Here is a 26,821-nt window from a genome sequence, read left to right on the forward strand (position 1 = left end):
CCGCGCCGCCGCGGCCCTGCTGTGGGCGTTCGGCGCCGACGAGCGGCGGCGGTCTCGGTGGTCCACCCAGGCGAGGTCGCTGGGCCGGGTGCGCGCCGCTTTCGCGCCGCCGCCCGCCATCGACGCGCTGTGCGACGAACTGGCCCAGGCGATCGGGGACTTCGGCGCCGCGTCCGGGCTCGGCCTCGGCGTCGACACCGCGCTGGCGGGCCGCTACCTCTTCGAGGAGCTGGCCGCCGACACCGACGGATTCGTCACCAGCGCCCGGGCCCGCAACCTGGTGGCGGGCTTCCGCACGGGGATGGGGCGCGAGGGCCTGGCCGCCTACGAATCCGACCTGCGCCTGCTGGACGGCGACCTGGCGGCCCGCCACCGCCTGGTCACCGCGTGGCTGACCGGATTCGCCCGGTCCAAGGCGGACGTTCACCCGCTCGACCTCGCCGAGGCGTGCGCCATCGAGCTGACCGGCGACGCCCTGCCCCGCCACGACTCCCCGGCCGAGATCGCCGCCACCGTCGGCGGCCTGCTGGGCACCCACCCGCGCGTCGCCGACCGCGCCCTCACGCTTCGCCTCGACGAGACCCTGGCCCGCCTGGCCGCGTTCCGCCGCGACCGCGTGCCCGCCTACCGCGAATACCAGTCGTCCCGAAACGCCTTGGTCGCCAAGGAAAAGCAACGCCTGCGCATCTCCGAATACCAGCCGAGGGTGATGAGCACCTTCGTCCGCAATCGACTCCTGGACGAGGTGTACCTGCCGCTGATCGGCGGCAACCTCGCCAAGCAGGTCGGCGCCGCCGGCGACGCCAAGCGCACCGACAACATGGGGATGCTGCTGCTGATCTCGCCGCCCGGCTACGGCAAGACCACCCTGATGGAGTACGTCGCCTCGCGGCTGGGCATGGTCTTCGTCAAGGTCAACGGCCCCGCGCTCGGCCACGAGGTCACGTCCATCGATCCCGCCGAGGCCCCCAACGCCACCGCCCGCGCCGAGGTTTCCAAGATCAACTTCGCGCTCGAGGCGGGCAACAACGTCATGCTGTACCTGGACGACATCCAGCACACCAACCCCGAGCTGTTGCAGAAGTTCATCTCCCTGTGCGACGCGCAGCGGCGCATGGAGGGCGTCTGGAATGGACAGACCCGCACCTATGATCTGCGGGGCAAGCGTTTCGCCGTCGTCATGGCGGGCAACCCGTACACCGAGTCGGGCCAGCGCTTCCGCATCCCTGACATGCTCGCCAACCGCGCCGACGTGTGGAACCTGGGCGACGTCCTGTCGGGACGCGAGGAGGTCTTCGCCCTCAGCTACCTGGAGAACGCGCTGACCTCCAACCCGGTGCTGGCGCCGCTGGCCGCCCGCGACCGCGGCGACCTGGAGGTGCTGGTGAGGCTGGCGCGCGGCGACTCCGACGCCACCGTCGACAAGCTGTCCCACGCGTACTCCGCGGCGGAGCTGGACCAGATCCTTTCGGTGCTGCGCAAGCTTTCCCGCGTCCAGGAGGTCGTGCTGACCTGCAACCGGGCGTACATCGCCTCGGCGGCCCAGGCCGACGCCTCCCGCACCGAACCGCCGTTCGGGCTGCAGGGCTCGTACCGCAACATGTCCAAACTGGCCGAACGCGTCGTCCCGGCCATGAACGAGGCCGAGCTCGACGCGGTGATCGACGACCACTACCTCGGCGAGGCCCAGACCCTCACCACGGGCGCCGAGGCCAACCTGTTGAAGCTGGCCGAACTGCGCGGCCGGCTCACCGACGAGCAGGCGCGGCGCTGGGCGGAGATCAAGTCCGCCTACACCCGCCGGCTCGCCCTGGGCGGCGACGCCGACGACCCGGCCACCCGCGCCGTCGGGGCGCTGGGTCTGCTGGCCGACCGGGTGGGCGCGGTCGAGGCGGCGATCACCCGGGCCGCGTCGACCTCCTGAGCCGCACCGGGTTCGGCCCCACCACACCCCCTATATAGACAAATCGTCTAGGGCTATATAGACTTCCAATCATGCCGAACAACGTGCGCGTCACACCCACCGTCGCCGCCGTACTGGCGGCCCTGCTCGCCGAGCCGGACGCCGAACACTACGGACTGGATCTCGTGCGCCGCACCGGTCTGTCGGCCGGGACCCTCTACCCGATCCTGATGCGCCTGCGGCGCGCGGAATGGGTGGAGGCCACCTGGGAGGACATCGACCCGCACGAGGCCGGCCGTCCCGCGCGCCGCTACTACCGCCTCACCCCCCACGGCGCCGCCACCGCGCGCTCCGAGCTGCGGGCGATGTACCAGCGACTATCCATCGTGCCCGGAATCGCGGGGGAGTCCCCCGCGTGAGGGCCGTGGACGCGGTCGTGACCCGCTGCGTGCGGGTCGCGGTGTCCCGCTGGCCCCAAGACATCCGCGACGAACAGGCGGAGGAGTGGACCGCGGAACTGCACGCGATCCGCCGCGACACGTCCATAGCCGCGTGGCGGCGGCACTGGGAGCGGCTGTACTTCGCCGTCACCCTGGCCGCGTCGTCACCGTATCGAGAACGAACCGGAAGGACCCTCCTTATGCACCAACTCACCGTTCTGGGCCGACGATGCGCCATGCTCGTCGCCATCGGCGTCCTATGTGGCCTCGCCCAGGCGGCGCCAGGCATGATGTACCGAACCGGGCAACACGGCCCCGGGGCCGTGTACGTCGCCGGCGTCGCCACCGTGCTGGCCACCGCCCTGCTGGGCCTGATCGGCTACCGGCTCGGCACCCGCCAACCCCTGTCGGTCCGCCCCGAGCGCCGCTTCGGGCGGCTCGCCACCGCGGCGGTCGCGATGGCGTGCGTCGGCGGCGTCGTGGCCATCCTGACCGCCCGCTTCGGCGACGGCAGCGCCATCGAATGGCTGATGTACCCGGTGTGGATGGTGCCGTTCCTGCCGTTGCTGGCCCACGTCATGCGCCTGGCGGCCAAGGGACGCGCCGCGGCGGCGTGGTGCTGGGGAATCGGCGGCGGACTCCTGCTGTGCGAGCTGCTGGCCGTCCCGCTCGGCGTCGGCTACCTCCTCCACGGCGGCGCCGAACTCTCCCACATCGACCTCGCGGGCTCCCCGCTGTGGTTCCCGCGCGGCGTCGGCGGCGAATTCGGGGCCTGGTCGGCCCAGATCGGCATCTTCGACGGCGACCCGGGGGACACCCTGACAGGCGGGCTGTCGACCATCATTCCCAGCGTGCTCCCCGCCACCGTCTTCCTCCTGGCCTACCTGCCGCGCACCACCCGCGCCGTAGTCGCCGCCGCGTCCCCCGAGACCGCCCCTGACCCCGCCACCCCGCGGGTTCCGCAGACCGCCGCGCTGACCCTCTGCGGCCTCGCCGCGGTCTCCTGGGCCGCCATCGCCGCGCTCCTCACCCCGGTCGCCGACCGGATCGACCACGCCGTCCCGCCCGCCTGGGTGCGCGACCTCCGGTTCGCCGCGATCCTCCTGATCGCCGCGTCCCTGGCCTGGGCCCTGCTGCCCCGGGCCCGCGCCCTGGCGCCCGGCCTCCTCCTGGGAATCGCGCTGCTGGCCGTCGACATCGCCGCCGACCGCTGGCACCTGACCGGGGCGGGCGCGTTCGCGCTCCTGGCGGGCATCGCGGGCGCCCTCGTCGTCGGCGCCTGGTGGCTCGCCACCAACCTCGACAAGCGCGCGGCGGACGCCACGACCCAGCGCCGCGGCCTGATCGGGCTGGCGATCCTGGCGGCCTGCTGCGCGCCGGGCGTCCAATGGCAGGCCGACCCCCTCACCAGGGGCTTCGAGCACGGCGACGTCCCCGCGCCCATCGCGATGCAGATCACCACCATCGCGCTGATGCTGGCGCTGACCGCCCTCGCCGTCTGCGCGGCCAATGCCGCCCGCGTCACCCCGCTGTCGCCAGTGGCGTTTGTCACACTGCTCGGGCTCCCTCTCGCGCTGCTGGCCGGAACGGGCTTCCTCACCGTGACGGGGCTGCCGGTCGTACCCGCCGGGATCGGCGGCCTGCTCGGCCTCCCCCTGGCCATGTACACCTACGCGATCGTCGCCTGGGAATCCACCCCGTCGATACGCAGGACGTCCGTCTGGGTGGGGCTCACGCTGGCGATCATCCCCGCAGCCGTCCTCGTCGCCTACGCCGAGGGGATGCTCGGCGACATCCTCAACCCGTTCCTGGCGGCACCCCGGGGTCAGGCTGACCTGGAACTGGCCGTAGCCTCGCCCGTGTCGATGGCGGGAGTGCTGCCCCTGGCTGCGCTCGCCGCGACGCTCGCGATTCAAAAGCTGCAACCCCGCCTTGCCACGCCTGGTCACCACGCTGGTAGCGTGCTTGACCACACTCCAAGGTCGACGCCCCCAAAGCGTGCGATCGCGGATTGGTAGCGTCTGGGGAATGCCTGAGTATCCGCCGTGGATGCGAAGCGCCACAGTGGAGGAGATAGAAAATGACACAAGGCACCGTCAAGTGGTTCAACGCCGAAAAAGGCTTCGGCTTCATCTCGCCCGACGAAGGCGACACTGATGTGTTCGTACACTTCTCGGCCATCCAGAGCGGCGGCTACAAGTCGCTCGAGGAGAACCAGCGGGTGGAGTTCGAGATCACTCAAGGGCAAAAGGGTCCGCAGGCTGAAAACGTGCACCCGCTCTAACTGATGGAATGGGCCCCGCCCGAGCCGAACGGCTCGGGCGGGGCCCATTTTTTGTCGACCCTCACCAGGAAGGTGGCGGCGGCGGATCGTCGGTCCGCCGCAGGCGCTTCCACGCCTGACGCCCCCGGTCGGCCGCGGCCTGGCCGCCCTGAGCGACTCCCCTGGCGACGGCCCGATACATCCCGCCGCCCGACACCGCCGTCCCGGCCGCCAGATCGGCGAGGCTCAGGCGACGGCGTCCCAGCACCGGCAGGGCGTTGGCCCAGAACGCCGCGACGGCCGCCATCCAGCACAACACCGACAGCACGACCTGCCCGGACAGCAGGACGCAGCACGCCAGCGAATACAGGCCCGTGTTGGTGATCGCCGTGACGGCTGCTCGCGCGGCGGCCCGGCCCTTCCCGAGCACCCCGACATCGGCCCCCTGGTCGGCGACTCGCAGGTCGCACAGCGCCTTACCCACGGTGCGGCCCGTCCAGGCCAGCGCGATGAACTGATACAGGAACTCGACGACGACCAGTGCGACGAACCCCTGGATCACCAACCCCGACACCTCCCGCCACACGGCCCCGCCGGTGTCGGCGGCCACCGTCTCGAAGTCGAACCCCGACGTGAACAGCTTGACGAACCCGTCGGCCACCTCGGCCTTGACGCCCCCGAAGGGGCTGAGGATGCGCTTGTACGTGACGGCGCCCAGCCCGACGGCCACCACAACGATGAGCCCGAAGTCCACCCCCCACGCCAACCCCCTCCGCCACGGCGACCCGGGCACCCGCCGCGGCTCGGGCGACGGCCAGGCGGGAGGCGGCGGAACGAACCCTGGCGGCGGTGTCGGCCAGCCCGAGTTCGGCGCGTACGGCTGATACTGCGATGGGTCGTACATCCATCGACAGTGGCGCCGGAAGGCCCGACGGGGCGCCAACCCGGACGAGTCCGGACGGCCGCCTCGGACCGGGACAGGGCGAAGCCGCCGTCGAGCGGAAAGAACGCGTCCCCGCTGCCGAGGGCGGCGTGACAGTGCAGCCCGACCGTCTCGTCCTCAAAGGTCAGCTCGGGCGCCGAGTCGCCGCAGAACTTGAACAGTGGCACCGACGCCACGCCTCCTCGCTCGACGACGCGACCATCCGTTCCGTTGCGCCCTAGGCTCTACGCACCCATGGGTCCCAGTCACCGCGATCGACATGCACCCCAACCAATCCGCCTGGTTGTCGTCCCGAAGACACCATCGCTGAGCGCATGGCGGTATTCCAAAGAGAAGCGGCAGCGTGGTGAGCGCTTGTCCATCCCGACTCCGACTGGCACCGAAGCGATGCCGCTAATTCTGAAGGCTGCAAGGGGGACGCAATGATTACGCCCGAACAACTCGCACCCGCTTCCGCGCCCATGACCATGGTGCTGTTGCACGGCGCCTGGCACGACGGATCCGCGTGGACGGAGACGCGCAAGCATCTGGAAGCCTGGGGCCACACGGTCCACACCCCCACGATTCCCGGCCACGGGCCCGGCGCCGACATGTCGACCACCGTGCGCCAAATGGTCGACGGGGTCGTCCAATACATCGTCGGCAACAACCTCACCGACATCGTCCTGGTGGGGCACTCCGGCGCCGGGATCATCCTCACCCAAGCGGCGCCCCGCCTGCTTGATCGGCTGCACCGCATGGTGTTCATCGACGCCTACATCCTGGAAGACGGCAACAGCGTCTACGACGAGTCGCCACCGGAAATGCAGGCACTGATCGATGCACTGTGCGACGCCGACGGCGGCTTCATGATCCCCTTCCCCGTCTGGCGCGAGTCCATGATTCAAGACGCCAGCCAAGACGTGGCCAATGCCTGCTATGCGCGCCTGAACCGGGAACCCAAAACCATCGTCCACACAAAACTGGATCAAAAGGCGTTCTACCGGATCGTCGCCGAACAGGCCGTGCGCCTCACCTACGCGCACCTGATGTCCGACTTCGTCATCCCGATCGGCGAATACAACTGGTGGCCCCGGTACCCCTCTCGGCTCCCCGGCGCACGCATTCTGCGGGTACCGGGCAGCCACGAGCTGATGTTCTCCGAACCCCGGGACATGGCCGGCCTGATCGTCCGAGGAGCGCGCGATTAGGCCCCCCGCGAGGTCCAGGTGCCTCTAAACAAGCGATGCGTTGCGCCCCAGGCAGGATTCGAACCTGCGGCACCCGCTTTAGGAGAGCGGTGCTCTATCCCCTGAGCTACTGGGGCAAACCATCGCGAGTGTAGCGGGCGGTGGGGTCAGGTTGGTTGGCGGACGTCCTCGGCGCCGAGGCGGGCGGCGTCGGCCGTGGCGTCGTCGGGTTGGCGTTGGGAGTCGCGTTCGGCGGCGACGCGGGTGCGGTAGTGGGTGATCTCGCTGTCGCGGGTGGCCGCGTCCCAGCCGAGTTCGGCGCCCATCAGGGACGCGACGTGTTCGATGGTGTCGTCGCCGCGGTGGGAGGTCTCGATCGAGATGCGGGTGCGGCGGGTGAGGACGTCGTCGGCGTGGAGGGCGCCCTCGTTGCGGACGGCGTAGACGACCTCGGCGGCCAGGTATTCGGGGGCGCCCGCGAGGGGGGCGGCCAGGTCGGGGTCGTCGGCTATCAGGGCGAGGATCTGGTGCGTGAGGGTGCCGTAGCGGTTGAGGAGGTGCTCGACGACTCCGGTGTGGAGGTTGGCGCGGGCCGCTATCTGGGAGCGGGAGCGCCAGGCGGCGAGGTAGCCGTCGGCGCCGAGGAGGGGGATGTCGGCGGTGCGGGAGTCGGGGACGCCGTGGAGGCGGCGGGCGGCGCGGTCGACGGCGTCGCGGGCCATGATGCGGTAGGTGGTGAACTTGCCGCCCGCGACGATGAGCAGGCCGAGCATGGGCTCGACGACGGCGTGTTCGCGGGAGAGGGAGGAGGTGTCCTCGTCCTCTCCCGACAGCAGGGGGCGCAGGCCCGCGTAGACGCCCTCGACGTCCGATATGGATAGCGGACGGTCGAGGACCTTGTTGGCCAGCTCGAGGAGGTAGGCCACGTCGATGGCGGAGGCCGCGGGGTGGGCGCGGTCGAGGGTCCAGTCGGTGTCGGTGGTGCCGATGATCCAGTGGCCGCCCCATGGGAGAACGAACAGGACGCTGGACGCCGTGCGCAGGATGAGGGCGGTCTCGCCCGCGATGGCGCTGCGGCGCACCACCAGGTGGATTCCCTTGCTGGCGCGGACCTTGAGGCCGACCTGGCTGTGCAGCATGTCGGACAGGTCGTTGCTCCACACGCCCGTCGCGGCGATCACCGTGGTGGCGGAGATGTCGAACTCCTCGCCCGACTCCAGGTCGCGGACCTTGGCGCCGGTGACCTGGCGGGCGTCGCGGTTGAGGTCGACGACGCGGGTCGAGGTGGCCAGGGCGACGCCGTAGCTGGCGGCGGTGCGGGCCATGGTGACCACGTAGCGGGCGTCGTCGGTCTGGGCGTCGTAGTAGCGGATCGAGCCCGCGAGCTTGTCGGCGGCGAGACCGGGGAAGCGGCGGCGGGTACCGCGTTTGGACAGATGCTTGTGGATCGGCAGGCGGCCGCCGTGGCCCAGCGCCACCGACAGCGAGTCGTAGAGGGCAAGGCCCGCGCCGTAGTAGGCGCGCTGCCAGAAGCGGGTGTACAGCGGCGCCAGGAACGCCAGCGGGTGCACCAGGTGGGGCGCGATGCGCCCCGACAGCAGGTCGCGCTCGGTGAGCGCCTCGTGGACCAGGCCGAACTCGAACTGCTCCAAATAGCGCAGTCCACCGTGTATCAGCTTGCTGGAGCGGCTGGAGGTGCCCGCGGCGTAGTCCCTGGCCTCCACCAGGGCCACGCGTAGACCGCGGCTGGCGGCGTCCAGCGCGGCACCCGTGCCGGTGACGCCGCCCCCGATGATCAGGACGTCGAAGTGTTCGCGGCGCATCCGCGCCAGGTCGTGCTCGCGGCGCTGCGGCGACAGGGCCGAGGCGGCGAAGCGGGACACGTTTTGTTCGGCGCGCATGTGGCTAACGGTAGCCGCAATCGGTCTTTCGTAGGCTGGGGTCGTGGATGAGCACACGCACAGGTCGGATGAAGCGGGCACAACGGACGATTCCGACGCTGAATCTCCCATTGTGGAGACCTACGACCCGCTTCCGAGCCGCGGCAAGGTCCTGGCCATGGTCTACACGGTGGCCGCGGGGATCGCCATCGTCGTGGTGGCCCTGGTCCTGCCCCTCGGGGGGTGGGTCAAGGAGCAGATCGACATCGTCTTCGACCACGCCCCCAGCGACTGGCTGTGGCCCGGCGTGTCGGGGATCGCGGGGCTGATCATCGCGGTGGCGAGCCTGCCGATGATGTTCATGCGGAAGTTCAGACGGCTGTACGCCGTCGGCGTGGCGTGGCTGTCGGCGGGCGTCCTGCTCGGCGTCTTCGGCCTCACCCGCCTGGTTCCCGTCGCCAACGGCGCCTTGGGTTTGCTGGTGCAGGCGGGCGCGTTCTGGCTGGTGGCGGCCGTGGTGTGGGCGGCGAGGTGGCTGTTGCGGCGCGGAACCGCCGCGCAGGGGGAGTCGCGCGATCCCGCCGACGGCGAGGACGTGTTGTTCACGCGTCCCGTGGCGCCGGGTGCGTTGTGGTGGGCGCTGTGCGGCGGCGGGTTGACGTTGCTGCCGTGGGCCTGGGCGGGCGCGTTCGGGGGTTTCGCCGAGACGGTGTTCGCCGCTTTGGCGGCCGTCGGGCTGGCGCTGGTGGCGTCCCTTGTGCTGGGTGAACACTTCTGGGCACCGTTCGCCGAGGTGTCGTCGGTGCGGCGGATCTTCGGTGGGGGCTTCGCCGCGGGCGTCGCCCTGCTGGTGCTGGGCAGCGCCGTCAGCACGGGTGGCCTGCAGCTGGCGGCGATGCTCGTCGCGGCGGCGTTGGCCTTCGCGATCGCGGGGCTGCAGCGCGGGGTCCGCAGTGGACGCATCACCGCGGCGGCCCTGGCCCCGGCGCTGTTCGGGCCGTTGGCCTTCGCCGACGCCGACGAGTTCGTGCCGCTGGCGGTGGGTCCCGAGTTCGGCAAGTGGGTGATGTACGGGACGCTGCTGGCGGTGATCGTCGCCTGGATCGTCGGGATCGTCTACAGTGCCGCCTCGCGGCGCCTGACGGGCCTGCCCGCGGTCGGCGCGGGCGTCGCCGTGGTGATCCTGGCGGGCGTCGTCGGCGTCAACGCCTACGCACAGCCGGGCTTCCACGGCGAGAAGGTGCTGGTCGTGATGTCCGAGCAGGCCAACCTGAGCGGCGTCACCGGCACGCGGGACCAGCGGCTGGACGAGGTGCACAAGCGGCTGCTCGACACCGCGGCGTCCTCCCAGAGGTCGCTGCGCGCCGAGCTGAAGTCGCGCGGCCTGTCGTACCGACCGTTCTATGTGGTCAACGCGATCGAGGTGGACACCTCCCCGTACTCCCGCTCCTGGCTGGAGGATCGCAAGGACGTCGCCGAGGTGCTGCTCAACCCACGGTCGCGGCCGGTGCCCTCGCCCGAGGAGCCGCTGAGCGGCGGCACGCGCTCCAGCCACTCGCCGACGCCGAACCTCCGCCAGATCCACGCCCCGCAGGCGTGGAAGTCGGGCCGCGGCAAGGGAGTCACCATCGGCATCGCCGACTCCGGTGTGGACGGTACGCATCCGTCGCTGGCCGCGCACTACCGCGGTGGCCTGGATTCCTGGGCCGACCCGATCAACCACACCAAGGTGCCCACCGACCCCGAGGGGCACGGCACCCACGTGGCGGGTCTCGCCGTGGGCGACGACGGCGTGGGCGTGGCGCCCGACGCGAACTGGATGGCCTGCGCGAACCTGCCGCGCAACTTCGGCAACCCCTCGGATTACCTGGCGTGCATGCAGTTCATGCTGGCGCCGTACCAGCCGGGGGACGACCCGTGGAGCGGCGGCAACCCCTCGCGGGCGCCCGACATCGTCACCAACTCCTGGGGCTGCCCGCGGATCGAGGGCTGCGACGCGGCCGTGTTCGGCAGCGCGCTGCGGGCCTTCGACACCGCCGGGGTGTTCTTCGCGGTGGCGGCGGGCAACTCGGGGCCGAGGTGCGGGTCGGCGTCCTCGCCGCCCGCGGGAGATCCCGACGTCTACAGCGTGGGCTCGGTCGATGCCGACAACGTCGTGTCGTCGTTCTCCAGCCGGGGCCCGGTGACCGTCGACGGTCACCGAATGTCCAAACCCGACGTTTCGGCGCCGGGCGAGGAGGTGATGTCGACGCTGCCGGGCGGCGGCTTCGGGCGGCTAACGGGCACGTCCATGGCGACCCCGCAGGTGGCGGGCGCGGTGGCGGTGCTGTGGTCGGCGCACCCGTCGCTGAAGGGCGACATCGCCAAGACCCGAAAGCTGTTGGACGACACCGCTTCCACGGTCACCAAGGCCCACGACGCGCCGCTTCGGCAGTGTGGTGCCAGCGCGGCCGGTGCGGGAGTGGTGAACGTGGAAGCGGCGGTGAAGGCGGCCTAGCCCACGAGGTGGTCCCGCAGCTGGCGGTAGCCGCCCGCCTCGGCGGTGAGCCAGGCGGGGTAGGAGGGATTGCTCGGCACGACGCGGAAGCCGCGCCCGCGCCGCACGTCCACGATGACGGGAGAGGCGCCGGGGCACGCCTCGGGCATCGCGGCGTCGGCCAGCCACAGCATGGCCGCGGCGTCGGCGACGGGCAGCGGTTCGGCCTTCATGTACAGCAGCAGCGCCTCGACGTGGCCGTCCGGGTAGCGCGCGGCCAGGTGCGGCGTCACCTTGACCGTCAGGCCGTGGAACCTCCAGCGTCCGGTGTGGATCCGGACGTGCTCGGTGCCGTCCAGCTGGGGCAGGAAGCGCAGCCAGCCGTCGACGACGGCCTGGTAGTGGGTGCGCCGGGCAGGCGGCGCCTCGGCGAGCGCGTGCTCCAGCACCCTGCGGTCGTCGCCACTGCGCCGCCCGGCGAGAATGGCCGAAAGTATCCGGCGGTAGAAGTCACGCGCCGGACTGTACGGCTCGACGGACTGGACGACGTGGCGCGAGGCCACGTCGACGCGCGCCGCCCCCTTGGTGCGCAAATAGTCGACGAAACCGGCCAGTGGAATCTCGATTGCGGTCATTTCGCGTGCCCTCCCGCGGGTTGAGGGATTCAATCATTTGTTCGAATATAGCCCGCTGGTATGACAGTTTTGCCCGCTGGAGCCGCGAATCCACGTGCTAGCGTTCACCCCGCGAACACAACCCCGGGAGCGTGAGAATGACGGATCGCGAAGTCGCGTCGAGCCTGCAGGGACTGTCCACCGAGGGGGTGGATCCGCGGTTCTCCGACATCGACGGCCGCCCGGCCCTGGAGCTGGCCCGCCTGATGAACGGCGAGGATGCCCAGGTGCCGCAAGCGATCGCGACCCAGCTGCCGTCCATCGCCGCCGCGGTCGACGCGATCGTCGAGCGCCTGGGACGGGGCGGGCGGCTGCGCTACGTGGGCGCCGGGACCGCCGGACGGCTCGCCGTGGTGGACGCCTCGGAGTGCCCGCCGACCTTCTCCACGCCGCCCGAGTTGGTGGCCGCCGTGATGGCCGGGGGCTCCGGCGCCATGACCGGGGCGGTGGAGGGCGCCGAGGACGACGTCGACGCCGGGCGCGCGGCGATGGCCGCCGAGGGCATCGGGCCCGACGACGCCGTGCTGGGAGTGACCGCCAGCGGGCGCACCCCGTTCGTGCTGGCGGCGCTGGACGAGGCGCGGCGCCGGGGCGCCGCCACCGCCGGGCTGTCGTGCAACGCGGGCGCCGCGCTGTCGGGGGTGGTGGAGTTCCCGATCGAGGTGGTGGTCGGCAACGAGTTCATCGCCGGATCGACACGTCTGAAGTCCGGCACCGCCCAGAAGCTGGTGCTCAACATGATCTCGACGATCACCATGGTCCGGCTGGGACACACCTATCGCAACTACATGGTGGACATGCGGGTCTCCAACGCCAAGCTCGCCGCCCGGGCCGCCCGAATGGTCGGCGAGATCACCGGCGCCGACATCGACACCGCCGCGGCGGCGCTGTCGTCCTGCGACAACCAGATCAAGACCGCGGTGGTGATGATCGTGCGCGAGGTGGACGCCGCGCGCGCCCGCGACCTGCTCGACACGGCCGACGGCCGGCTGGCCGGGGTCATGGGGGCGTCGTAGCCTTCTCCGGTGACAACCGAGTCCGCGACACCGTCCCGCCAGGCCAGCTGGCTGGAGCTGTTCTTCGACCTGGTGGCGGTGGCCGCCATCGCCCAGCTCGCCCTGCTGCTGCGGGAACACGCCGACTGGTTCCACATCGGAATATTCGTCATCGTCTACTTCGCCGTGTGGAGCACGTGGACCTCGTTCACCTTCTACGGCAACGTATGGGGCGACAAGGCGCACGTGCGGTTCATGATCCTGGGCATGGCGGCCATGGGCGTCATGGCCGCGGCGATCCCGCACGTCACCGACCAGCGCACCGACGCCTTCATCGTCACGTACGTGCTGGCCCGGATGGTCACCGGCCAGATCTGGAACCGCAAGGGCGCGGTGGTGACGGCCTGGCCCGCCGCGCAGGTCGGCTTCGGGGTGGCGCCGTGGGTGTGGTCGATCTGGACCCCCGCCCCGTGGACATACCTGCTGTGGGCCGCGGGAATGGCGCTGGACATCGGCTTCTCGATCTGGCGCGGCCGCAGGCCCCAGGGCATGATGACGCAGATATCGCTGGCATACGCCAAGCGCGCCGAGCGCCGCCGCCGCGGCGGCGTTGAGGTGCCCCAGCACCCCTACGAGGCCGCGATCGACGCCAAGCACCTGGGCGAGCGGATCGGCCTGTTCATGATCATCGTGCTGGGCGAGGCGATCGTCCAGGTCGTGGACGTCACGGCCGAGGAGCACTGGCACGCCTACCTGTGGGTCGCGGCGGGCGCGGGCTTCGGCATCGCGGTGTGCCTGTGGCTGTTGACGTTTCGCTACGGCGTGCTGGCGGTGCCGCACGTGTCCGAACGCCACCTCCCCACCTGGCTGGCGCTGCCCAGCCACTTCGTGATGACCGCGGTGGTCACGGTCGCGGCGGCCGGGACGGGTGTGCTGCTGACCGAGCCCGACGCCGCCCCGGGCGCCGGGGGGCGCTGGCTGCTGTGCGGCGGCATCGCGCTGTTCTTCGGCACCGCGCTGGTCGGCGGGGCGGTGCTGCACACCCGGCTCAACCAGCTGCTGGTCGGTCCGCTGGTGTCGACGCTGCTTCCCTTGGCGCTGGGGCTTTTCGGCGGGCGGCTTCCCGCCTGGGCGCTGCTGGTCGGCGCCCTGATCTCGGCGCTGTGGACGGTGATCTGGCCGTCGCTGCGCCGGGTCCCGGCGCCGACCGAGGCTGTGGCCTAGGTCAAAAAGGGCTTGCGCGCGGGTGGAGGGGTGTGTAAGACTCCGCCTCAGCATTCAGCCACACCGTGCGCGCGAGGCGTCCGGTGGATCGAGAGGAGGCGCAGTCCGATGGTTGCCGCTTTCTCCGTGCGTGTCTTCATGAGCGCGCCATCGCGATCCACCGTTTCGTTTCCGCCGGTGCTCACCTAGCTGACTTCGCTTCGCACTGGCGGGTTCTTCCACAGGAGACTTCCGCAGTGCCAAAGCAAGAGACTCGATCGGGCAAGAAGCGCGATCGTATCGATGAGTCCGAATACGTTGACTTCAATCTCGAGGACAACGACTACTACCGTTCCTTCTTCGCCGACGAGCCCGAACTGGGCGACCCCGACGCGCCGCCCGAGGGCGACCGTTGGTCCACATGGGATCAATCGGAGCCGCTGGAACGCGGCCCCGAGCCGTACCCGCAGTGGCTGGTCACCGAGCTGGCCGCCGTGGACACCGAGCTCGGCATGCTCAAGACGGGCAAGGAGGCCGACGTGTTCCTGCTGGAGCGCGGCGTTCCCGGCACCGACCGGCGCTGTCTGTTGGCGGCCAAGCGATACCGCGACAGCAAGCACCGGATGTTCCACCGCGACTCCGGATACCTGGAGGGGCGCGGTCACCGCGAATCCCGGGTGAGCCGCGCCATGAACAAGCGCTCGGCCTTCGGCTTGCAGGCCATCGCGGGCCAGTGGGCGGGCGCCGAGTTCGCGGCGCTGCGTCGCATGTACGAGGTGGGCGCTGCGGTGCCGTATCCCGTGCAGATCCTCGGTACCGAGATCCTCATGGAGTTCATCGGGGACGACGACGGCACCGCCGCGCCGCGGCTGGCGCAGCTGCGTCCCGACCGCGACGAGCTGCAGGATCTGTGGGAACAGTTGTCCCGCAACCTGTCGCTGATCGCCCGCGACGGCAACGCCCACGGCGACCTGTCGGCGTACAACATCATCGTCCACCATGGCAGGTTGGTCATCATCGACGTGCCGCAGATCGTCGACGTGGTGGGAAACCCGAGGGGACGCCACTTCCTGGAGCGGGACGTCCGCAACGTCGGCAAGTGGTTCGGCGCCCGCGGGCTGCCCGAGGCGTACGTCGATCAGTTGGTGAACGACCTGTGTCTGGACGCCGGGATCAAATAGGCCAGACGGGACGCACCGAGCCGACCTCCCCGCCGCCGCCGAGCAGCGGGGAGGTCGCCAGTTCGTCGAGGACGGGCTTGTCGGTGTCGATGCCCGACAGGTCGAGGAGACAGCGCAGGGCGGCCACGGCGACGGGTCGGGCGGCTCGCGCCGCGCCGTCGTCCACCTTGACCGCGACGGCGCCGACGTCGGGGATCGCGAGGGCCACAACGCCCTCGGCGCCGCCCTTGCACAACAGTCCCGGCACGGCGCGCATCAGGCGGGTGTCGAAACCGCGGGTGCCCGAGACGAGTTCGGGGTGGGCGCGCATCGCGTCGGCGACCGCGCGCTCGTGGGTGCCCGCCTCGGCGTGGACCAGGCGCCGGAAGGCCCGCGCCAGCCCCGTCAGGCCGAAGGCGAACAGCGGCGCGCCGCAGCCGTCGATGCCCGTGGCGACGATCGTGTCGCCCGTGAGGTCCTCGACGGCTGCGAAGTTGGCCCGCTGCAGGGGATGCGCCGGATCGAGATAGTCGTGAGTGGACCATCCGTTGGCCACGCAGGTGGCCAGCATGCCCGCGTGCTTGCCCGAACAGTTCATGGCCAGGCGGCTGGGGCCTCTCCCCGCCGCGACCACCACGTCACGAGACTCGGGATCGACGGGAAGGTCGGGCGGGCAGCCCAGGTCCTCGGGGCCGAGCCCCGCGCGGTCCAGGATCGCGCGCACCCGCGCGATGTGGAAGGTCTCGCCGCGATGACTGGCCGATACCAGCGCCACGTCGCGGGGGTCGTCCAGCGTCAGGCCGCTGCGCAGCGCCCCCACCGTCTGCATCGGCTTGTTGGACGAGCGCGGAAACACCGCCCCGTCGACGTCGCCCGCGCGGGCCAGCACCGAGCCGTCGGGGCCCAGCACCACGACACTGCCGCGGTGGAGGCCCTCGACGAAGTCGGAGCGCACCACCTCGGCCAGCGGCTGTCCGCCGCGATACCTCTCGATCACCCCGCCAACGTAACGCCCTGCTCGACGGTCGGCTCCTTAACTCCGGGGCGATGTGGCGCACATCCGCCTCAGCCGCGAATCCCCAGCAGCACACGGGCCTCGGCGACCGTCATCACCGGCCGCTGCGCCAGCGCGGACGCCTCGGCGGCGCGCTTCACCAACTGCGCGTTGGATTCCACGGGCACGCGGCGGGCGTAGGAGACGGTGTCCTCCATGCCGACCCGCAGGTGGCCGCCGGCCGCCAGCGAGGTCAGCATCACCGGCAGGGTGGTGCGCCCGATGCCGGTGGCCGAGAACGTGGTTCCGGACGGCAGGTGGCGGCGCACCGCGTCGGCGAAGGCGGTGACGGTCTCGGCGTCACCGGCCGCCCCGCCGGGCACGCCGAGCACGAAGTCGACGTGCACGTGCCCGCCGAAGGGCAGGCCGTGCTGCGACAGGAGGCGCTCCAGGCTGGCCAGGTGCCCGATGTCGAAGATCTCGTACTCGGGGACGATCGCCGCGTCCCGCATCCGCCGATGAAGATCCACAATGAACTCCCAGCGGTTCATGAACACGCCGTCGCCGAAGTTGACGGTGCCCATGGTGCACGAGGCCATGTCCGGCTCGGCCTCCAACACGCGCAGCCGATCCGACTCCGGATCGGTGACGGCGCCGCCCGACGACAGCTGGACGATCAGCGAGGTGCGTTCCCGCAGCGCGGCAACGGTGTCCTTCAGCCGCCCCAGATCCAGGGTGGGCGCGTGGTCGTCGTCGCGGATGTGGACGTGAATGACGGCGGCCCCGGCCGCCTCGCACTCGACCGCCGCGGTCACCAGTTCGTCCAGGCTCACCGGCAACGCGGGCACCTGGGACTTGAGCGATTCGGCGCCGGTCGGCGCCACCGTGATCAAGGTCGATGTCATGACCGCAGCTTAAAGGCTGCCCCGCGGACGGCCGATTCGCCCGCGGAACAACCTTCTCAGGAAATGCCGCGCGCGTCATCCCGCATCGCGCCGAGGGTCTCGGCGGCGGCGCGCGGGTCCTCGCCGATCTCGTGCTTGCTGAACAGGAACAGCGTGTAGTCGATGTCGATTTCCAACAGGGCGGTGGTCGCGCCGAAGCGGCGGCGTTCGTCCACCCGGATGCGGGCGATCTCGCCCCACGCGATGTGCCGCAGCCCCATGAACCCCCGCGAGACGCCGACACCCTGGGCGTCGGCGGTGAGGCGGATCGGCCAGATCAGGTCGCGCACCGCGTAGGCGGCCGACACCAGCGTGGCCAGCACCGCGATCGCGAAGCGCGCCACGTCGGCGCTGAACCACAGCGCGGCCAAGGCGAAGGCGGCGGTCGCGGCGACCTTGATCACCACGACGTGCCGTGGCACTCGCCACTGTCGCGTCTGGTCAGTCACGGGCGGAATGGTCACCGCCAGCGGGACAGGACGAGCAGACTGAGCACCAGGCAACCGAACCCGGCGGCCAGGTTCCAGTAGCTCCAGGCGGCGATCGGGAAGGCTCCCTCGGTCAGATAGAAGGTGACCAGCCAGCCGATGCCGATGACGATCAGGGCGACGGCGACGACCGGCACCCAGGTCGGACTGGGATTGTGGGACGACTCCTGGGTCTTCGGGCGCAGTTCGGCGGGAGCCGTATACACCTTCTTCTTCCGAACGCGCGACTTCGGCATTGCGTGAACTCCTGTTGAGGGACGTGTCAGTTAGACAGCCTATCCGGACAAGATCGGCCGTTCGGACTGGTACGTTCCGGCGGTTAGTCTGTACTCCGAGTGGGGTGACGCATGACGCAGACTATCTGTTAATGCGCGGGCCGATCGTAGTGGTACCCGGACCGTTTGGCAAAGGAGAGCATTGGTGCGCGATTCCACCGCACGCGATGGTGGCTCCCGTCAGCCCTGGTCTGCCGTGTTCCGCCGCGCGCTCGCCCGGGTGAGACACGCCGCCGGGGTGCGGCGGCTGCATCGCCGCTGGGGCGCGGCCACCGCCGCCATCCTGCTGGCCGCCGGCGCCCTGTTCGCCGCCACCGCGCACACCGCGCGCGGCACCAACCTGCGCGACGACCGCGACGCCCAGCTGCGCGACCTGATCCCGCGGCGCGACGCCGAGGTCGGGGCGCTGGAGGAGCGCGCCGCCGGCCTGCGCGACAAGGTGGACTCCCTGGCCTCGGCGGACGGATCCTCCGACGCCGGCATCGCCGCACAGCGGAAGCGCTACGACGCCTACGCCGCGGCGGTGGGACTCACCGCCGTCCACGGCCCCGGCGTGACGGTGAGCCTCAACGACGCGCCGCGCGCCGATTCCGGCGAGCTCCCCAAAGGCGCCACAGTGGACGATGTCGTGGTGCACCAGCAGGACGTCCAGGCCGTGGTGAACGCGCTGTGGGCGGGAGGCGCCGAGGCGATGACGATCATGAACGTCCGCGTGATCGGCACCAGCGCGGTGCGGTGCGTGGGCAACACCCTGCTGCTGCACGGGCGGGTGTATTCGCCGCCATTCGTCATCTCCGCGATCGGAGATACTGGAGGCATGTCGAACGCGCTGGAATTCGCCGACGGCGTGCGGGCGTTTCGCCTCGCCGCCAAGGACTTCGGGCTGGGCTACTCGGTGGAGAAGCACGGCGACATCCGCATGCCCGCATACAACGGCCCCCTTGACCTGGTATACGCGAAGGCACCATCCAAATGAGACATTACAGCGACGGCGACGAGGACGACGAGCGCCCCGCACGCGGCAGGGCCTCGATCCCCGATCCGAGGCGCCGCCGCGACCCCCGGCGCCAGCCGCCGCCCAACCCCCACGAAGAGGACACCGGCGACACCACCTCGGCCGACCCGCTCGGCCTGATCCCGGGCCCCGACGAGACCACGATCCTGCCCCGGGTCCCCAGCGACCGGGAGCGCCGCCCGGCGCCGGCCAACGTGCCGAAGACCCGCAGCCGCCGCCCGGTGCGCCGCCACCGCGACGGCTCGGTGTCGTCCAAGGGCCGGAAGGTGCGGGTGGTCGGCGAGATCTTCCTGACGGTGGGCATGATCCTCATGCTGTTCGTGGCCTACGAGATCTGGGGCAAGACCGCCGAGATCAACAACGCGCAGCAGGAGAAGTCCGACGAGTTCGACCACGCGCTCGCCAACGGCAAGGACCCGGCGCTGGACCCGGTGCCCGGCGACGCCGTGGCCCGGCTGTACATCCCGCAGATCCGCCCCAACCCGTGGGTGGTCGTGGAGGGCACCACGCCGGAGGACATCAAGACCGCGCCCGGCCACTACACGCAGACCGTGATGCCCGGCAAGAAGGGCAACTTCTCGGTGGCGGGCCACAACGTCCCGGCGATCTTCCGCCACATCGACGTGCTGAAGCCCGGCGACGCGATCGTGGTGGAGACCCAGTCGAAGTTCTACATCTACAAGATCTACAAGCACGACATCGTGAAGCCCACGGACCTGGACGTGGTGGACCCGGTGCCGAACGAGCCGGGGGTCAAGCCGACCGACCACGACCGCTGGATGACCATGACGACGTGTTACCCCTGGTGGGACAACTACAAGCGGTACATCGTGTGGGCGAAGCTGGACCATTCGCAAAAGCGCGGCGACAAGTTGCCGCCCGAGACGAAGGCGTAGCGACGTGTACGGGTGGATCTGGCGAAAGCTCCCCTTTGGAGTACCGGGCAAGATCATCGGGTCGCTGCTGTTGGCGGGCGGCACGGTGGCGCTGCTGTGGTTCGTGGCATTCCCCAAGGTGGAGCCGCTGCTGCCGTTCAACCATTCGACGATCGACGACCAGAACGGCGGCCAGGACACCCAGCACGACGGCACGGGTGACCGGGTGAGCGACGACCCGAGCGACTACAAGCGGGAGCACTCGCCCACGCCCAACGGATCGAAGTCGAAATCCGGGGACTGATGGCGCCGCGGGTGCTGGTCGCGGACTGCCGCGACTCCTTTGTGTACACGATCGTGGATTACCTGCGGGCCCTGGGTTCGCGCGTCGACGTCCGCCGCGCCGACGGACTGGAGGTCGGCGCGGTCGAGACCGACTTCGACGCGATCCTGCTGTCCCCGGGGCCGGGCACGCCGGACCGCGCGGCGGCGTGCCACGCGCTGCTGGATCGATTCGCCGGGGCGGTGCCGATCCTCGGTGTGTGCCTGGGGCACCAGGTGATCGCCGAGCACTATGGAGCGACGGTGACGCGCGCGCCCGAGCCGCGCCACGGCGAGACCAGCGCCGTCCACCACGACGGCCTCGGCGTCTTCGCGGGCCTGCCCGACCCGTTCACCGCGGCCCGCTACCACTCGCTGGCCGTCGACGACGCCACCTGCCGCGCGCCGCTGACCGTCACCGCCCGCGCCGACGACGGTGTGGTGATGGGGCTGCGGCACGCCGAGCTGGCGGTCGAGGGCGTCCAGTTCCACCCCGAATCGGTCCTGTCGCGAAGCGGGCATGCCCTGCTGGGCAACTGGTTGAGCGGGGTTTCGGCCACCGTCGGCCTGTGACCTGTCGCGCCAATCGGCGCGAGGCCGCGACACCGCCGCGACCGCGTGCGATGATCTCCCGCGTGACCGCACACATCTCCGCCCAGCGGGGCGATATCGCCGAGACCGTCCTGATGCCCGGAGATCCCTTGCGCGCCAAGTGGATCGCCGAAACCTACCTGACCGACCCGGTGCGCTACACCTCCGTGCGCAACATGTACGGGTTCACCGGCACCTACAAGGGCCACCCGGTGTCGATCCAGGGCTCCGGCATGGGCATGCCCTCGGCGTCCATCTACGCCCACGAACTGCTCGACGAATTCGGCGTCAAGACGCTGGTGCGGGTCGGCAGCGCCGGCGCCATCACGAAGCGGCTGGCGCTGCGCGACGTCGTGGCCGCGATCGGCGCCAGCAGCGAATCGTCCATGAACCGGGTGCGCTTCGCCGGTCTGGTGGACTACGCGCCCGTGGCCAACTTCGACCTGCTGCGCCACGCGGTGGACGTCGGCGCCGAGCAGGACAAGAAGGTCCACGTGGGACAGGTGCTGTCCAGCGACACCTTCTACTCCGAGGACGACGCGCTGCAGAAGAAGCTCGCCGACTACGGCGTGCTGGCCATCGAGATGGAGGCCGCCGCGCTGTACACGCTCGCGGCGAAGTTCAACGCCCGGGCGCTGGCGCTGGTGACCGTCAGCGATCACCTGATCTCGGGCGAGGTGACGTCCAGCGAGGAGCGGGAGCGTTCCTTCGCGGACATGATCGAGATCGCGTTGGAGACGGTCATCCGGTAACCGCGCCGACCACATAGTCTTTGGTCTATGAACTACCCGTACCCCCAGTACGACCCGAACCAGGTGCCGCAGCAGCCGCAGCCCGAAAACCTCACCAACGAGGCGATCGTCGCGGGCAACACGGCCATCTCGGCCGCGGCCGCGGGCAGCTCGGCCGTGGCCGGCGGCATGATCATCAGCGAGTCGGGTGCGGGCGCCGCGGGCGGTGGTGCCATGGGCACCACCCTGGCCACGGGCGCCAAGACGGGCCTGATGCTCAAGCTCGGCATCGGCCTGGGGGTCGGCGCGCTGGTGGTCGGCGGCGCCGTCGTCGGCATCAAGCTGGGTCTGCTGGGAGGCGGCGGCGGACCCGGCGGCGCCACGGTCGCCACGCCGGGCCCCGTCGACGACTCGATCAGGAAGTTCGACTTCAGCAATGCCAAGATCTCGATCTACGGCCAGCAGTACCAGCTGAAGAACGGCATCTACCGTGATCCCACCGTGCCGGGTGGCGACGTCGGCTTCTTCACCACCGAGGGCCCCGTCTACGCCGACGTCGACAAGGACAACGACCTCGACGCGGCGCTCATCCTCGAGTGGCGCCCGAACGCGGGCCACACCACGACCACGGCTTTCGTGTGGCAGTGGGACTCCGGCGCGGCGCAGCAGCTCACGCGCCAGGTCGACATGGGCTACTACGGCCAGATCAAGGGCCTGAAAGCCACCAAGCACGCCTTCTCGGTCCAGGGCACCACGGCCCCCGACGTCGCCACCGCCAGGTCCCCCTGGGAGAAGATCGTGTTCGGCATCAAGGACGGCTTTCCCGTGCGGGTGAAGCCCACCTTCGGATCGGTGGACCCCTGCCCCGAGTTCAAGGACCACCCGCCGACGGGCCGCGCCGACAAGGCCACGGTGCGCGTCGCCCCCGATGACAAGGCCCCCACGGTCGGCAAGCCCGGCGACTTCAGCGAGGTGGAGGCCGTTCCGAGCGCCGTGTCCACCGACACGTGGTCGGTGGTGCGCGCCAAGCGCTCCGACGGCACGGTCAGCTGCGGGTGGGTGCCGAGCTCCGACGTCACTCAGTGACCGCTACAGGCGAAGGCGGGCAAGGATGTCGGCCTCGCGCATGAACGCCTCCGCCTCGGCGGGGTCGCCGCCGTCGAGGTCGAAGAGGACCGAGGACACGGCGTGACCGATGCCCCAGGCGCGGATGCGGTCGGCGTCCAGGTCGAGCTGGTCGGCGAGGAAGCGCAGGCGGTCGCGCAGGACTGCGGCGGTGTCGGCGTGGTCGAAGGGGTCGTCGATCTGCCTGACCAGCGGCCAGGGGTCGAAGGCGGGGTCGCCGATCATCGGCTTGGGGTCGATGACCGTCCACCTTCCGTCCGCATCGGACAGTAGGTTGCCGGGGTTGTAGTCGCCGTGGAGCAGGACGCCGCGCGACGCCGTTGACGGCAGGGTGCGCAGGTGGTCGATGCCCTCGGCGATCAGGCCCCCGTCGAAGGGGTGGGCGATGCGCGCGGCGCGTTCGTCGGCCTCGTCGGCCCACCAGTTGGTGATGTCGAACGCGGTCTCGAAGGTCGCGTCGAGCGCCGAGGCGTCGATGTCCCAGAGGCGACGCAGTGCGGCGCAGGCGATCTCGAGGCGCTGGAGCGCGGGCAGCGGGCTGGCGTCGAGCGGCAGCCCGGGTTCGCAGCGGCGCAGGATCAGGGCGTGGCGCATCGGGTCGGCGTCGACGACCTCGACCGCGCCGTGGTCCCGCCAGGCCCGCAGGGCGTCGGCCTCGCCGTACATCTCGCGATGCGGCCAGGTGATCTTGACGACCACGTGGGCGCCGTCGGGGGTTTCGGCGGGCGCCACCCAGCTGCAGTAGCCGCCGTCCATGGGCGGAAAGAGCTTGAGGCCGAAGGCATCGCGGACGTGGCGGATCATGGTGGGCAGCTCGGCCAGCCAGGGCTTCACCGATTCGCGCTGCCCGAGATCGCGCACCACGGTGAGGTGGTCGGGTACCAGCTCGAAGTCGTCGGCGGGTCTCATGGTCGCGGACCTCAGGTCGTGGCGCCGACGGGAACGCCGAGTAGCTCGCGGGCGCGGCGGGCGGCGGGGGTGGACAGGTGGTGTTCCAGGTCGTGGAAGAGCTCGGCGGCGCGGTGGCCCGGCCAGTCGGGGGGCAGCAGCTCGGCGGGGAGGCCGGGGTCCAGGAAGGGGAGTCGGCGCCAGTCGGTGACGGCCGCGACCCAGGCCGCGATCGGGTCGCCGTCAGTGGTGGAGTGGTCGTCGATGAACTCCTGGTACATGGCGGCGAGTTTCGGCAGGTCCCACCAGGTGCGCACCGCCTCGGCGGCGGGCTGGTCGCCGTAGTACTCGGCGGTGAACAGCGAGACGTACCCGCCGAGGCCCGCCTCGCGCAGCACGGCGCGGGCGGTGTCGAAGACGTGGGCGGGGGCGATCCACACCCCGGGGGCGGCCTGGCCGAAGCCCAGCCAGGTGAGCCTGCCGCGCAGCACGTGTCGCTTGGCGCGCAACGTTTCGGGCACCGAGAAGACACACAGCACCCAGCCCTCGGCGCTGCGGGCCTGGCGCGGGTGGAAGATGCGGGCGTCGCCCGCGTCGAGCACGCCGCGCCCCGTGTCGGTCAGCGCGTAACCCGCCGCGCCGTCGACGCGCGCCGAGGCCAGCATCCCGCGGCGCTTCAGCCGCGACACCGCCGCGCGCACCGCCTGCTCGTCAACATCCAGTGTGGACAGTAGCCGCACCAGCCCCGACACGGGCAGCACGCCACCCGCGGCGCGGGCGTACAGGCCGTAGACGCTGACGATCAGCGAACGTGGCGTTGTGGACACAAGCGGTACCTCCGAACGTGAATCAAGACTGTACTCGTGGGGGATGTCGAAGTCTTGACGTGCGTCACATTTTCGGAATACTGTCGAGGCCCGACGAACGTCCCACTATTTGGAAGGCGAGGGCGCTGGTCATGTCGCATTCGCTCGGTCCATCGGCGCACGTGGACACATTTACCCGCGACAATCTCCCTGACGCCGCGCTGTGGCCCGAGTTCCGCTTCGACCTGCCCGAGTTGCGCTATCCCCAGCGGTTGAACTGCGCCGACGCCCTGCTGGACGCCACCATCGCGCGCCACGGCGCCGATCGGGCCTGCCTGCTGTCCGACACCGAGGAGTGGAGCTACGGCGAGCTTGTGGCCCGCGCGAACGCCGTCGCCAACGTGCTGGTCGACGACTTCGGTCTGGTTCCAGGCAATCGGGTGCTGCTGCGCGGGCCGAACACTCCGTCCATGGTGGCCTGTTGGTTCGCGGTGCTGAAGGCGGGCTGCGTGGTCGTCACGACCATGCCGCTGCTCAAGGAGGCCGAGCTGCGCGTCATCGGCGAAATCGCACACATCGATCTGTCGATCACCGACGACCGCTTCGCCGCCGACCTGGCCGCCGCCGACATCGCGCGGCTGCTCACGCTCTCCGAGCTGGACGACCGCCACCGCAAGGCTTCCCAGGCGTTCGCCAGCGTGGACACCTCCAGCGACGACGTCGCCCTGCTGGCCTTCACCAGCGGCACCACGGGCCGCCCCAAGGCCACCATGCACTTCCACCGCGACGTCCTGGCCAACGCCGACACCTTCTCCCTCCACGTCCTGAAACCCCGCGCCGACGACCTCTTCTGCTGCTCGCCCCCGCTGGGCTTCACCTTCGGGCTCGGGATGGAGGTGGTGTTCCCGCTACGGGTGGGCGCCTCCAGTCTGTTGCTGGAGAAGGGAACCCCCGACATCCTGCTGCCCACCGTCGCCGAGCGCCGCGCCACCGTGATCGCCACCGCGCCGACGGCATACCGCGCGATGCGATCCGCCCTGTCCACACAGGAATTCGACCTGTCCGGCCTGCGGCGCTGCGTTTCGGCGGGCGAGCCGCTCCCCAAGGCCACCTGGGAGGAATGGAAGACGGCCACGGGCATCTCGCTGATCGACGGCATCGGCGCCACCGAGATGCTGCACATCTTCATCTCCGCCGCCGACGGCGACATCCGCCCGGGCTCGACGGGACGCGCCGTCCCCGGCTTCCAGGCCACCATATTGGACGACGACGGCGAGGAACTCCCCGCCGACTCACTCGGCCGCCTGGCCGTCAAGGGCCCCACGGGTTGCCGCTACCTGGCCGACGAGCGCCAGGCCGACTACGTCCACAACGGCTGGAACATCACGGGCGACGCCTACGTCCGCGACGCCGACGGCTACTTCTGGTACCACTCCCGCAACGACGACATGATCATCTCGGCGGGCTTCAACATCTCGGGCGCCGAGGTCGAGCAGGCCCTGCTCGGCCACCCCGGCGTCGCCGAGTGCGCCGTGGTCGGGGTGCCCGACGCCGAGCGCACCATGACCGTCAAGGCCTGCGTCGTCCGCCGCCCCGACTCGAATGTGGACGCCGACGCCCTGATCGCGCACTGCCGCGACACCATCGCCGTGTACAAGCGCCCCCGCGTCGTGGAGTTCCTCGACGCCCTTCCCCGCACGTCCACGGGCAAGGTGCAGCGCTTCAAGCTGCGTTAACGCCGACGCCGCCACCAGCGCCGCCGCCTCTTGCGGACGATCCTGACGCTCGAACCACTGATGCTGCCGCGCACCACAAAGCGGACGCCGTTGTCGCTGCCGTAACCGGCCGTCACCTTGTTGCGGAAGCTGGAGCCAGTCATGTCGACGTTGTCCTCGACAACGGCGTCGGGGGGCATGATCAGCTTCACGCCCGAGCCGTGCACGTCCAGCTCGATGTCCACCTGTCGGTGCGGGATCACCGCGTCACGAAAATCGATGCGCAGCCCGCAGCCGTGGGGTCGCAGGATGAGGGTGCGCGGCACCAGCCAGCGGCCGAGCCGCCTCACCGACGAACCGGTGGGGTTCAACGTCATGGTGCTGTCCTGAGTGAAGTCCGTGACATCGCCGCGGGACTCGGGCAGGTCCTCGGTGACGGGCACCAGGTCGCCGAAGGTCTTGGCGGCGTACACCACGTCGACCCGCGCGGCGAACTCGTCCAGGGTCAGCCGCCCCTCGGCGGTGCTCTCCTGCAGCTGGTTGATGACGCGATCCCGGTCGCCGTTGGAGACGCGAATGCGGGCTCGCTCCAATTCGCTCATGACGTCAATTGTGACATCAGTATGCCTCGCGCGAAACCGGGCAGGACATGCATCTTGGCCCGCCCCGTCCCGATCCCAGCTCGGAGCCCGCGATCTCCACGACCTCGATGCCCGCGGCCGCCAGGCGGTGGTTGGTCTCGGTGTTGCGCTCGTAGGCGACGCAGACCCGCGGCGCGATGGTCAGGGTGTTGTTGCCGTCGTCCCACTGCTCGCGCTCGGCGGTGACCGGGTCCAGGCCGGTGTCGATCACCCGCAGGGTGTCGATGCCCATCGCCTTGGCCGCGGCCACCAGGAACGGCTCCGGCCCGCTGACGTGCAGCGCGCTGTCGCCGTCGGTCACGGTAT

General features: G+C 70.5%; 27 protein-coding genes and 1 tRNA gene. 16 read left to right on the top strand and 12 right to left on the bottom strand.

Features of this window, described 5'->3' with window-relative positions; genetic code table 11:
• The 4 genes from VE172_RS22670 to cspE form a co-directional block, all read left to right on the top strand.
• On the top strand, positions 1–1,924 hold a 1,924-nt coding region (locus VE172_RS22670), incomplete at its 5' end, for an AAA family ATPase (RefSeq protein WP_324804280.1).
• A gap of 71 nt (positions 1,925–1,995) precedes the next feature.
• Complete coding sequence (locus VE172_RS22675; protein WP_324804282.1) at positions 1,996–2,322, top strand: PadR family transcriptional regulator; 327 nt, start codon at positions 1,996–1,998, stop codon at positions 2,320–2,322.
• Positions 2,319–4,361 carry a hypothetical protein gene (locus VE172_RS22680; RefSeq protein ID WP_324804283.1) on the top strand — a complete coding sequence of 681 codons (2,043 nt, stop codon included), beginning with the start codon at positions 2,319–2,321 and terminating at the stop codon, positions 4,359–4,361. Before VE172_RS22675 ends, VE172_RS22680 begins: the two co-directional genes overlap by 4 nt.
• Before the next feature lie 62 nt (positions 4,362–4,423).
• Positions 4,424–4,627 (top strand): transcription antiterminator/RNA stability regulator CspE, encoded by a 204-nt coding sequence (gene cspE / locus VE172_RS22685; protein WP_324804284.1) that lies wholly within the window; start codon positions 4,424–4,426, stop codon positions 4,625–4,627.
• Positions 4,628–4,688: 61 nt separating this feature from the next.
• On the opposite strand, the gene VE172_RS22690 is transcribed toward cspE, so the two are convergent.
• Positions 4,689–5,510 (bottom strand): RDD family protein, encoded by an 822-nt coding sequence (locus VE172_RS22690; RefSeq protein ID WP_324804285.1) that lies wholly within the window; start codon positions 5,508–5,510, stop codon positions 4,689–4,691.
• 461 nt (positions 5,511–5,971) lie between these two features.
• On the opposite strand from VE172_RS22690, the gene VE172_RS22695 reads away from it, so the two are divergent.
• Positions 5,972–6,739, top strand: a complete 768-nt coding sequence (locus VE172_RS22695) for an alpha/beta fold hydrolase (protein ID WP_324804286.1) — start codon at positions 5,972–5,974, stop codon at positions 6,737–6,739.
• A gap of 43 nt (positions 6,740–6,782) precedes the next feature.
• Here the strand turns inward: VE172_RS22695 and VE172_RS22700 are convergent.
• Both VE172_RS22700 and VE172_RS22705 read right to left on the bottom strand, forming a co-directional pair.
• Positions 6,783–6,855: transfer RNA gene (locus VE172_RS22700), tRNA-Arg, on the bottom strand.
• Between the two features lie 30 nt (positions 6,856–6,885).
• Complete coding sequence (locus tag VE172_RS22705; RefSeq protein ID WP_414715142.1) at positions 6,886–8,601, bottom strand: glycerol-3-phosphate dehydrogenase/oxidase; 1,716 nt, start codon at positions 8,599–8,601, stop codon at positions 6,886–6,888.
• A 130-nt stretch (positions 8,602–8,731) separates the two neighbouring features.
• On the opposite strand from VE172_RS22705, the gene VE172_RS22710 reads away from it, so the two are divergent.
• A complete protein-coding gene (locus VE172_RS22710) occupies positions 8,732–11,095 on the top strand; it encodes a S8 family serine peptidase (protein ID WP_324804288.1) in 2,364 nt (787 codons plus the stop codon).
• Here the strand turns inward: VE172_RS22710 and VE172_RS22715 are convergent.
• On the bottom strand, positions 11,092–11,709 hold the full coding sequence (locus VE172_RS22715) for a hypothetical protein (protein WP_324804289.1): 618 nt from the start codon (positions 11,707–11,709) through the stop codon (positions 11,092–11,094). The genes VE172_RS22710 and VE172_RS22715 overlap by 4 nt on opposite strands.
• Before the next feature lie 137 nt (positions 11,710–11,846).
• On the opposite strand from VE172_RS22715, the gene murQ reads away from it, so the two are divergent.
• The 3 genes from murQ (at position 11,847) to VE172_RS22730 (ending at position 15,127) form a co-directional block, all read left to right on the top strand.
• On the top strand, positions 11,847–12,764 hold the full coding sequence (murQ, locus tag VE172_RS22720; RefSeq protein ID WP_324804290.1) for an N-acetylmuramic acid 6-phosphate etherase: 918 nt from the start codon (positions 11,847–11,849) through the stop codon (positions 12,762–12,764).
• Between the two features lie 9 nt (positions 12,765–12,773).
• Positions 12,774–13,967, top strand: a complete 1,194-nt coding sequence (locus VE172_RS22725) for a low temperature requirement protein A (protein ID WP_324804291.1) — start codon at positions 12,774–12,776, stop codon at positions 13,965–13,967.
• Positions 13,968–14,203: 236 nt separating this feature from the next.
• Positions 14,204–15,127: a serine protein kinase RIO gene (locus tag VE172_RS22730; RefSeq protein ID WP_324804292.1), complete on the top strand. Its 924-nt coding sequence runs from the start codon at positions 14,204–14,206 to the stop codon at positions 15,125–15,127.
• On the opposite strand, the gene VE172_RS22735 is transcribed toward VE172_RS22730, so the two are convergent.
• The 4 genes from VE172_RS22735 to VE172_RS22750 form a co-directional block, all read right to left on the bottom strand.
• Entirely contained in the window at positions 15,120–16,103 is a 984-nt protein-coding gene (locus tag VE172_RS22735) for an asparaginase (protein ID WP_324804293.1), read from the bottom strand. The two genes, VE172_RS22730 and VE172_RS22735, sit on opposite strands and share 8 nt — an antisense overlap.
• A 68-nt stretch (positions 16,104–16,171) precedes the next feature.
• A complete protein-coding gene (locus tag VE172_RS22740) occupies positions 16,172–17,005 on the bottom strand; it encodes a beta-keto acid cleavage family enzyme (protein ID WP_324804294.1) in 834 nt (277 codons plus the stop codon).
• A gap of 56 nt (positions 17,006–17,061) precedes the next feature.
• Positions 17,062–17,493, bottom strand: coding sequence for a PH domain-containing protein (locus VE172_RS22745; protein ID WP_324804295.1), 432 nt, complete (start codon positions 17,491–17,493; stop codon positions 17,062–17,064).
• A gap of 11 nt (positions 17,494–17,504) precedes the next feature.
• Positions 17,505–17,768, bottom strand: a complete 264-nt coding sequence (locus tag VE172_RS22750; RefSeq protein WP_324804296.1) for a cell division protein CrgA — start codon at positions 17,766–17,768, stop codon at positions 17,505–17,507.
• Between the two features lie 184 nt (positions 17,769–17,952).
• On the opposite strand from VE172_RS22750, the gene VE172_RS22755 reads away from it, so the two are divergent.
• The 6 genes from VE172_RS22755 (at position 17,953) to VE172_RS22780 (ending at position 22,426) form a co-directional block, all read left to right on the top strand.
• Positions 17,953–18,783: a DUF881 domain-containing protein gene (locus VE172_RS22755; RefSeq protein WP_324804297.1), complete on the top strand. Its 831-nt coding sequence runs from the start codon at positions 17,953–17,955 to the stop codon at positions 18,781–18,783.
• Positions 18,780–19,718 carry a class E sortase gene (locus VE172_RS22760; protein ID WP_324804298.1) on the top strand — a complete coding sequence of 313 codons (939 nt, stop codon included), beginning with the start codon at positions 18,780–18,782 and terminating at the stop codon, positions 19,716–19,718. Before VE172_RS22755 ends, VE172_RS22760 begins: the two co-directional genes overlap by 4 nt.
• A 4-nt stretch (positions 19,719–19,722) precedes the next feature.
• Entirely contained in the window at positions 19,723–20,001 is a 279-nt protein-coding gene (locus VE172_RS22765) for a hypothetical protein (RefSeq protein ID WP_324804299.1), read from the top strand.
• Complete coding sequence (locus tag VE172_RS22770; RefSeq protein WP_324804300.1) at positions 20,001–20,591, top strand: anthranilate synthase component II; 591 nt, start codon at positions 20,001–20,003, stop codon at positions 20,589–20,591. Before VE172_RS22765 ends, VE172_RS22770 begins: the two co-directional genes overlap by 1 nt.
• Before the next feature lie 62 nt (positions 20,592–20,653).
• Positions 20,654–21,361, top strand: coding sequence for a purine-nucleoside phosphorylase (gene deoD, locus VE172_RS22775; RefSeq protein ID WP_324804301.1), 708 nt, complete (start codon positions 20,654–20,656; stop codon positions 21,359–21,361).
• A gap of 27 nt (positions 21,362–21,388) precedes the next feature.
• Positions 21,389–22,426 (top strand): hypothetical protein, encoded by a 1,038-nt coding sequence (locus VE172_RS22780; RefSeq protein WP_324804302.1) that lies wholly within the window; start codon positions 21,389–21,391, stop codon positions 22,424–22,426.
• A 3-nt stretch (positions 22,427–22,429) separates the two neighbouring features.
• Here the strand turns inward: VE172_RS22780 and VE172_RS22785 are convergent, their stop codons facing one another.
• Together VE172_RS22785 and VE172_RS22790 are read right to left on the bottom strand one after the other, a co-directional pair.
• On the bottom strand, positions 22,430–23,374 hold the full coding sequence (locus VE172_RS22785; RefSeq protein ID WP_324804303.1) for an aminoglycoside phosphotransferase family protein: 945 nt from the start codon (positions 23,372–23,374) through the stop codon (positions 22,430–22,432).
• 11 nt (positions 23,375–23,385) lie between these two features.
• Positions 23,386–24,180, bottom strand: coding sequence for a PaaX family transcriptional regulator (locus VE172_RS22790; protein ID WP_324804304.1), 795 nt, complete (start codon positions 24,178–24,180; stop codon positions 23,386–23,388).
• 131 nt (positions 24,181–24,311) lie between these two features.
• Here VE172_RS22790 and VE172_RS22795 point away from each other — a divergent pair, with 131 nt between their 5' ends.
• Positions 24,312–25,895 (top strand): AMP-binding protein, encoded by a 1,584-nt coding sequence (locus VE172_RS22795; protein WP_349258500.1) that lies wholly within the window; start codon positions 24,312–24,314, stop codon positions 25,893–25,895.
• On the opposite strand, the gene VE172_RS22800 is transcribed toward VE172_RS22795, so the two are convergent.
• Positions 25,892–26,476: a DUF1707 SHOCT-like domain-containing protein gene (locus tag VE172_RS22800; protein WP_324804306.1), complete on the bottom strand. Its 585-nt coding sequence runs from the start codon at positions 26,474–26,476 to the stop codon at positions 25,892–25,894. The genes VE172_RS22795 and VE172_RS22800 overlap by 4 nt on opposite strands.
• A 16-nt stretch (positions 26,477–26,492) precedes the next feature.
• On the bottom strand, positions 26,493–26,821 hold a 329-nt coding region (locus tag VE172_RS22805; protein ID WP_324804307.1), incomplete at its 5' end, for an arginine deiminase family protein.

This window comes from Stackebrandtia sp., assembly GCF_035643755.1.
Taxonomy (GTDB): Bacteria; Actinomycetota; Actinomycetes; order Mycobacteriales; family Micromonosporaceae; genus Stackebrandtia.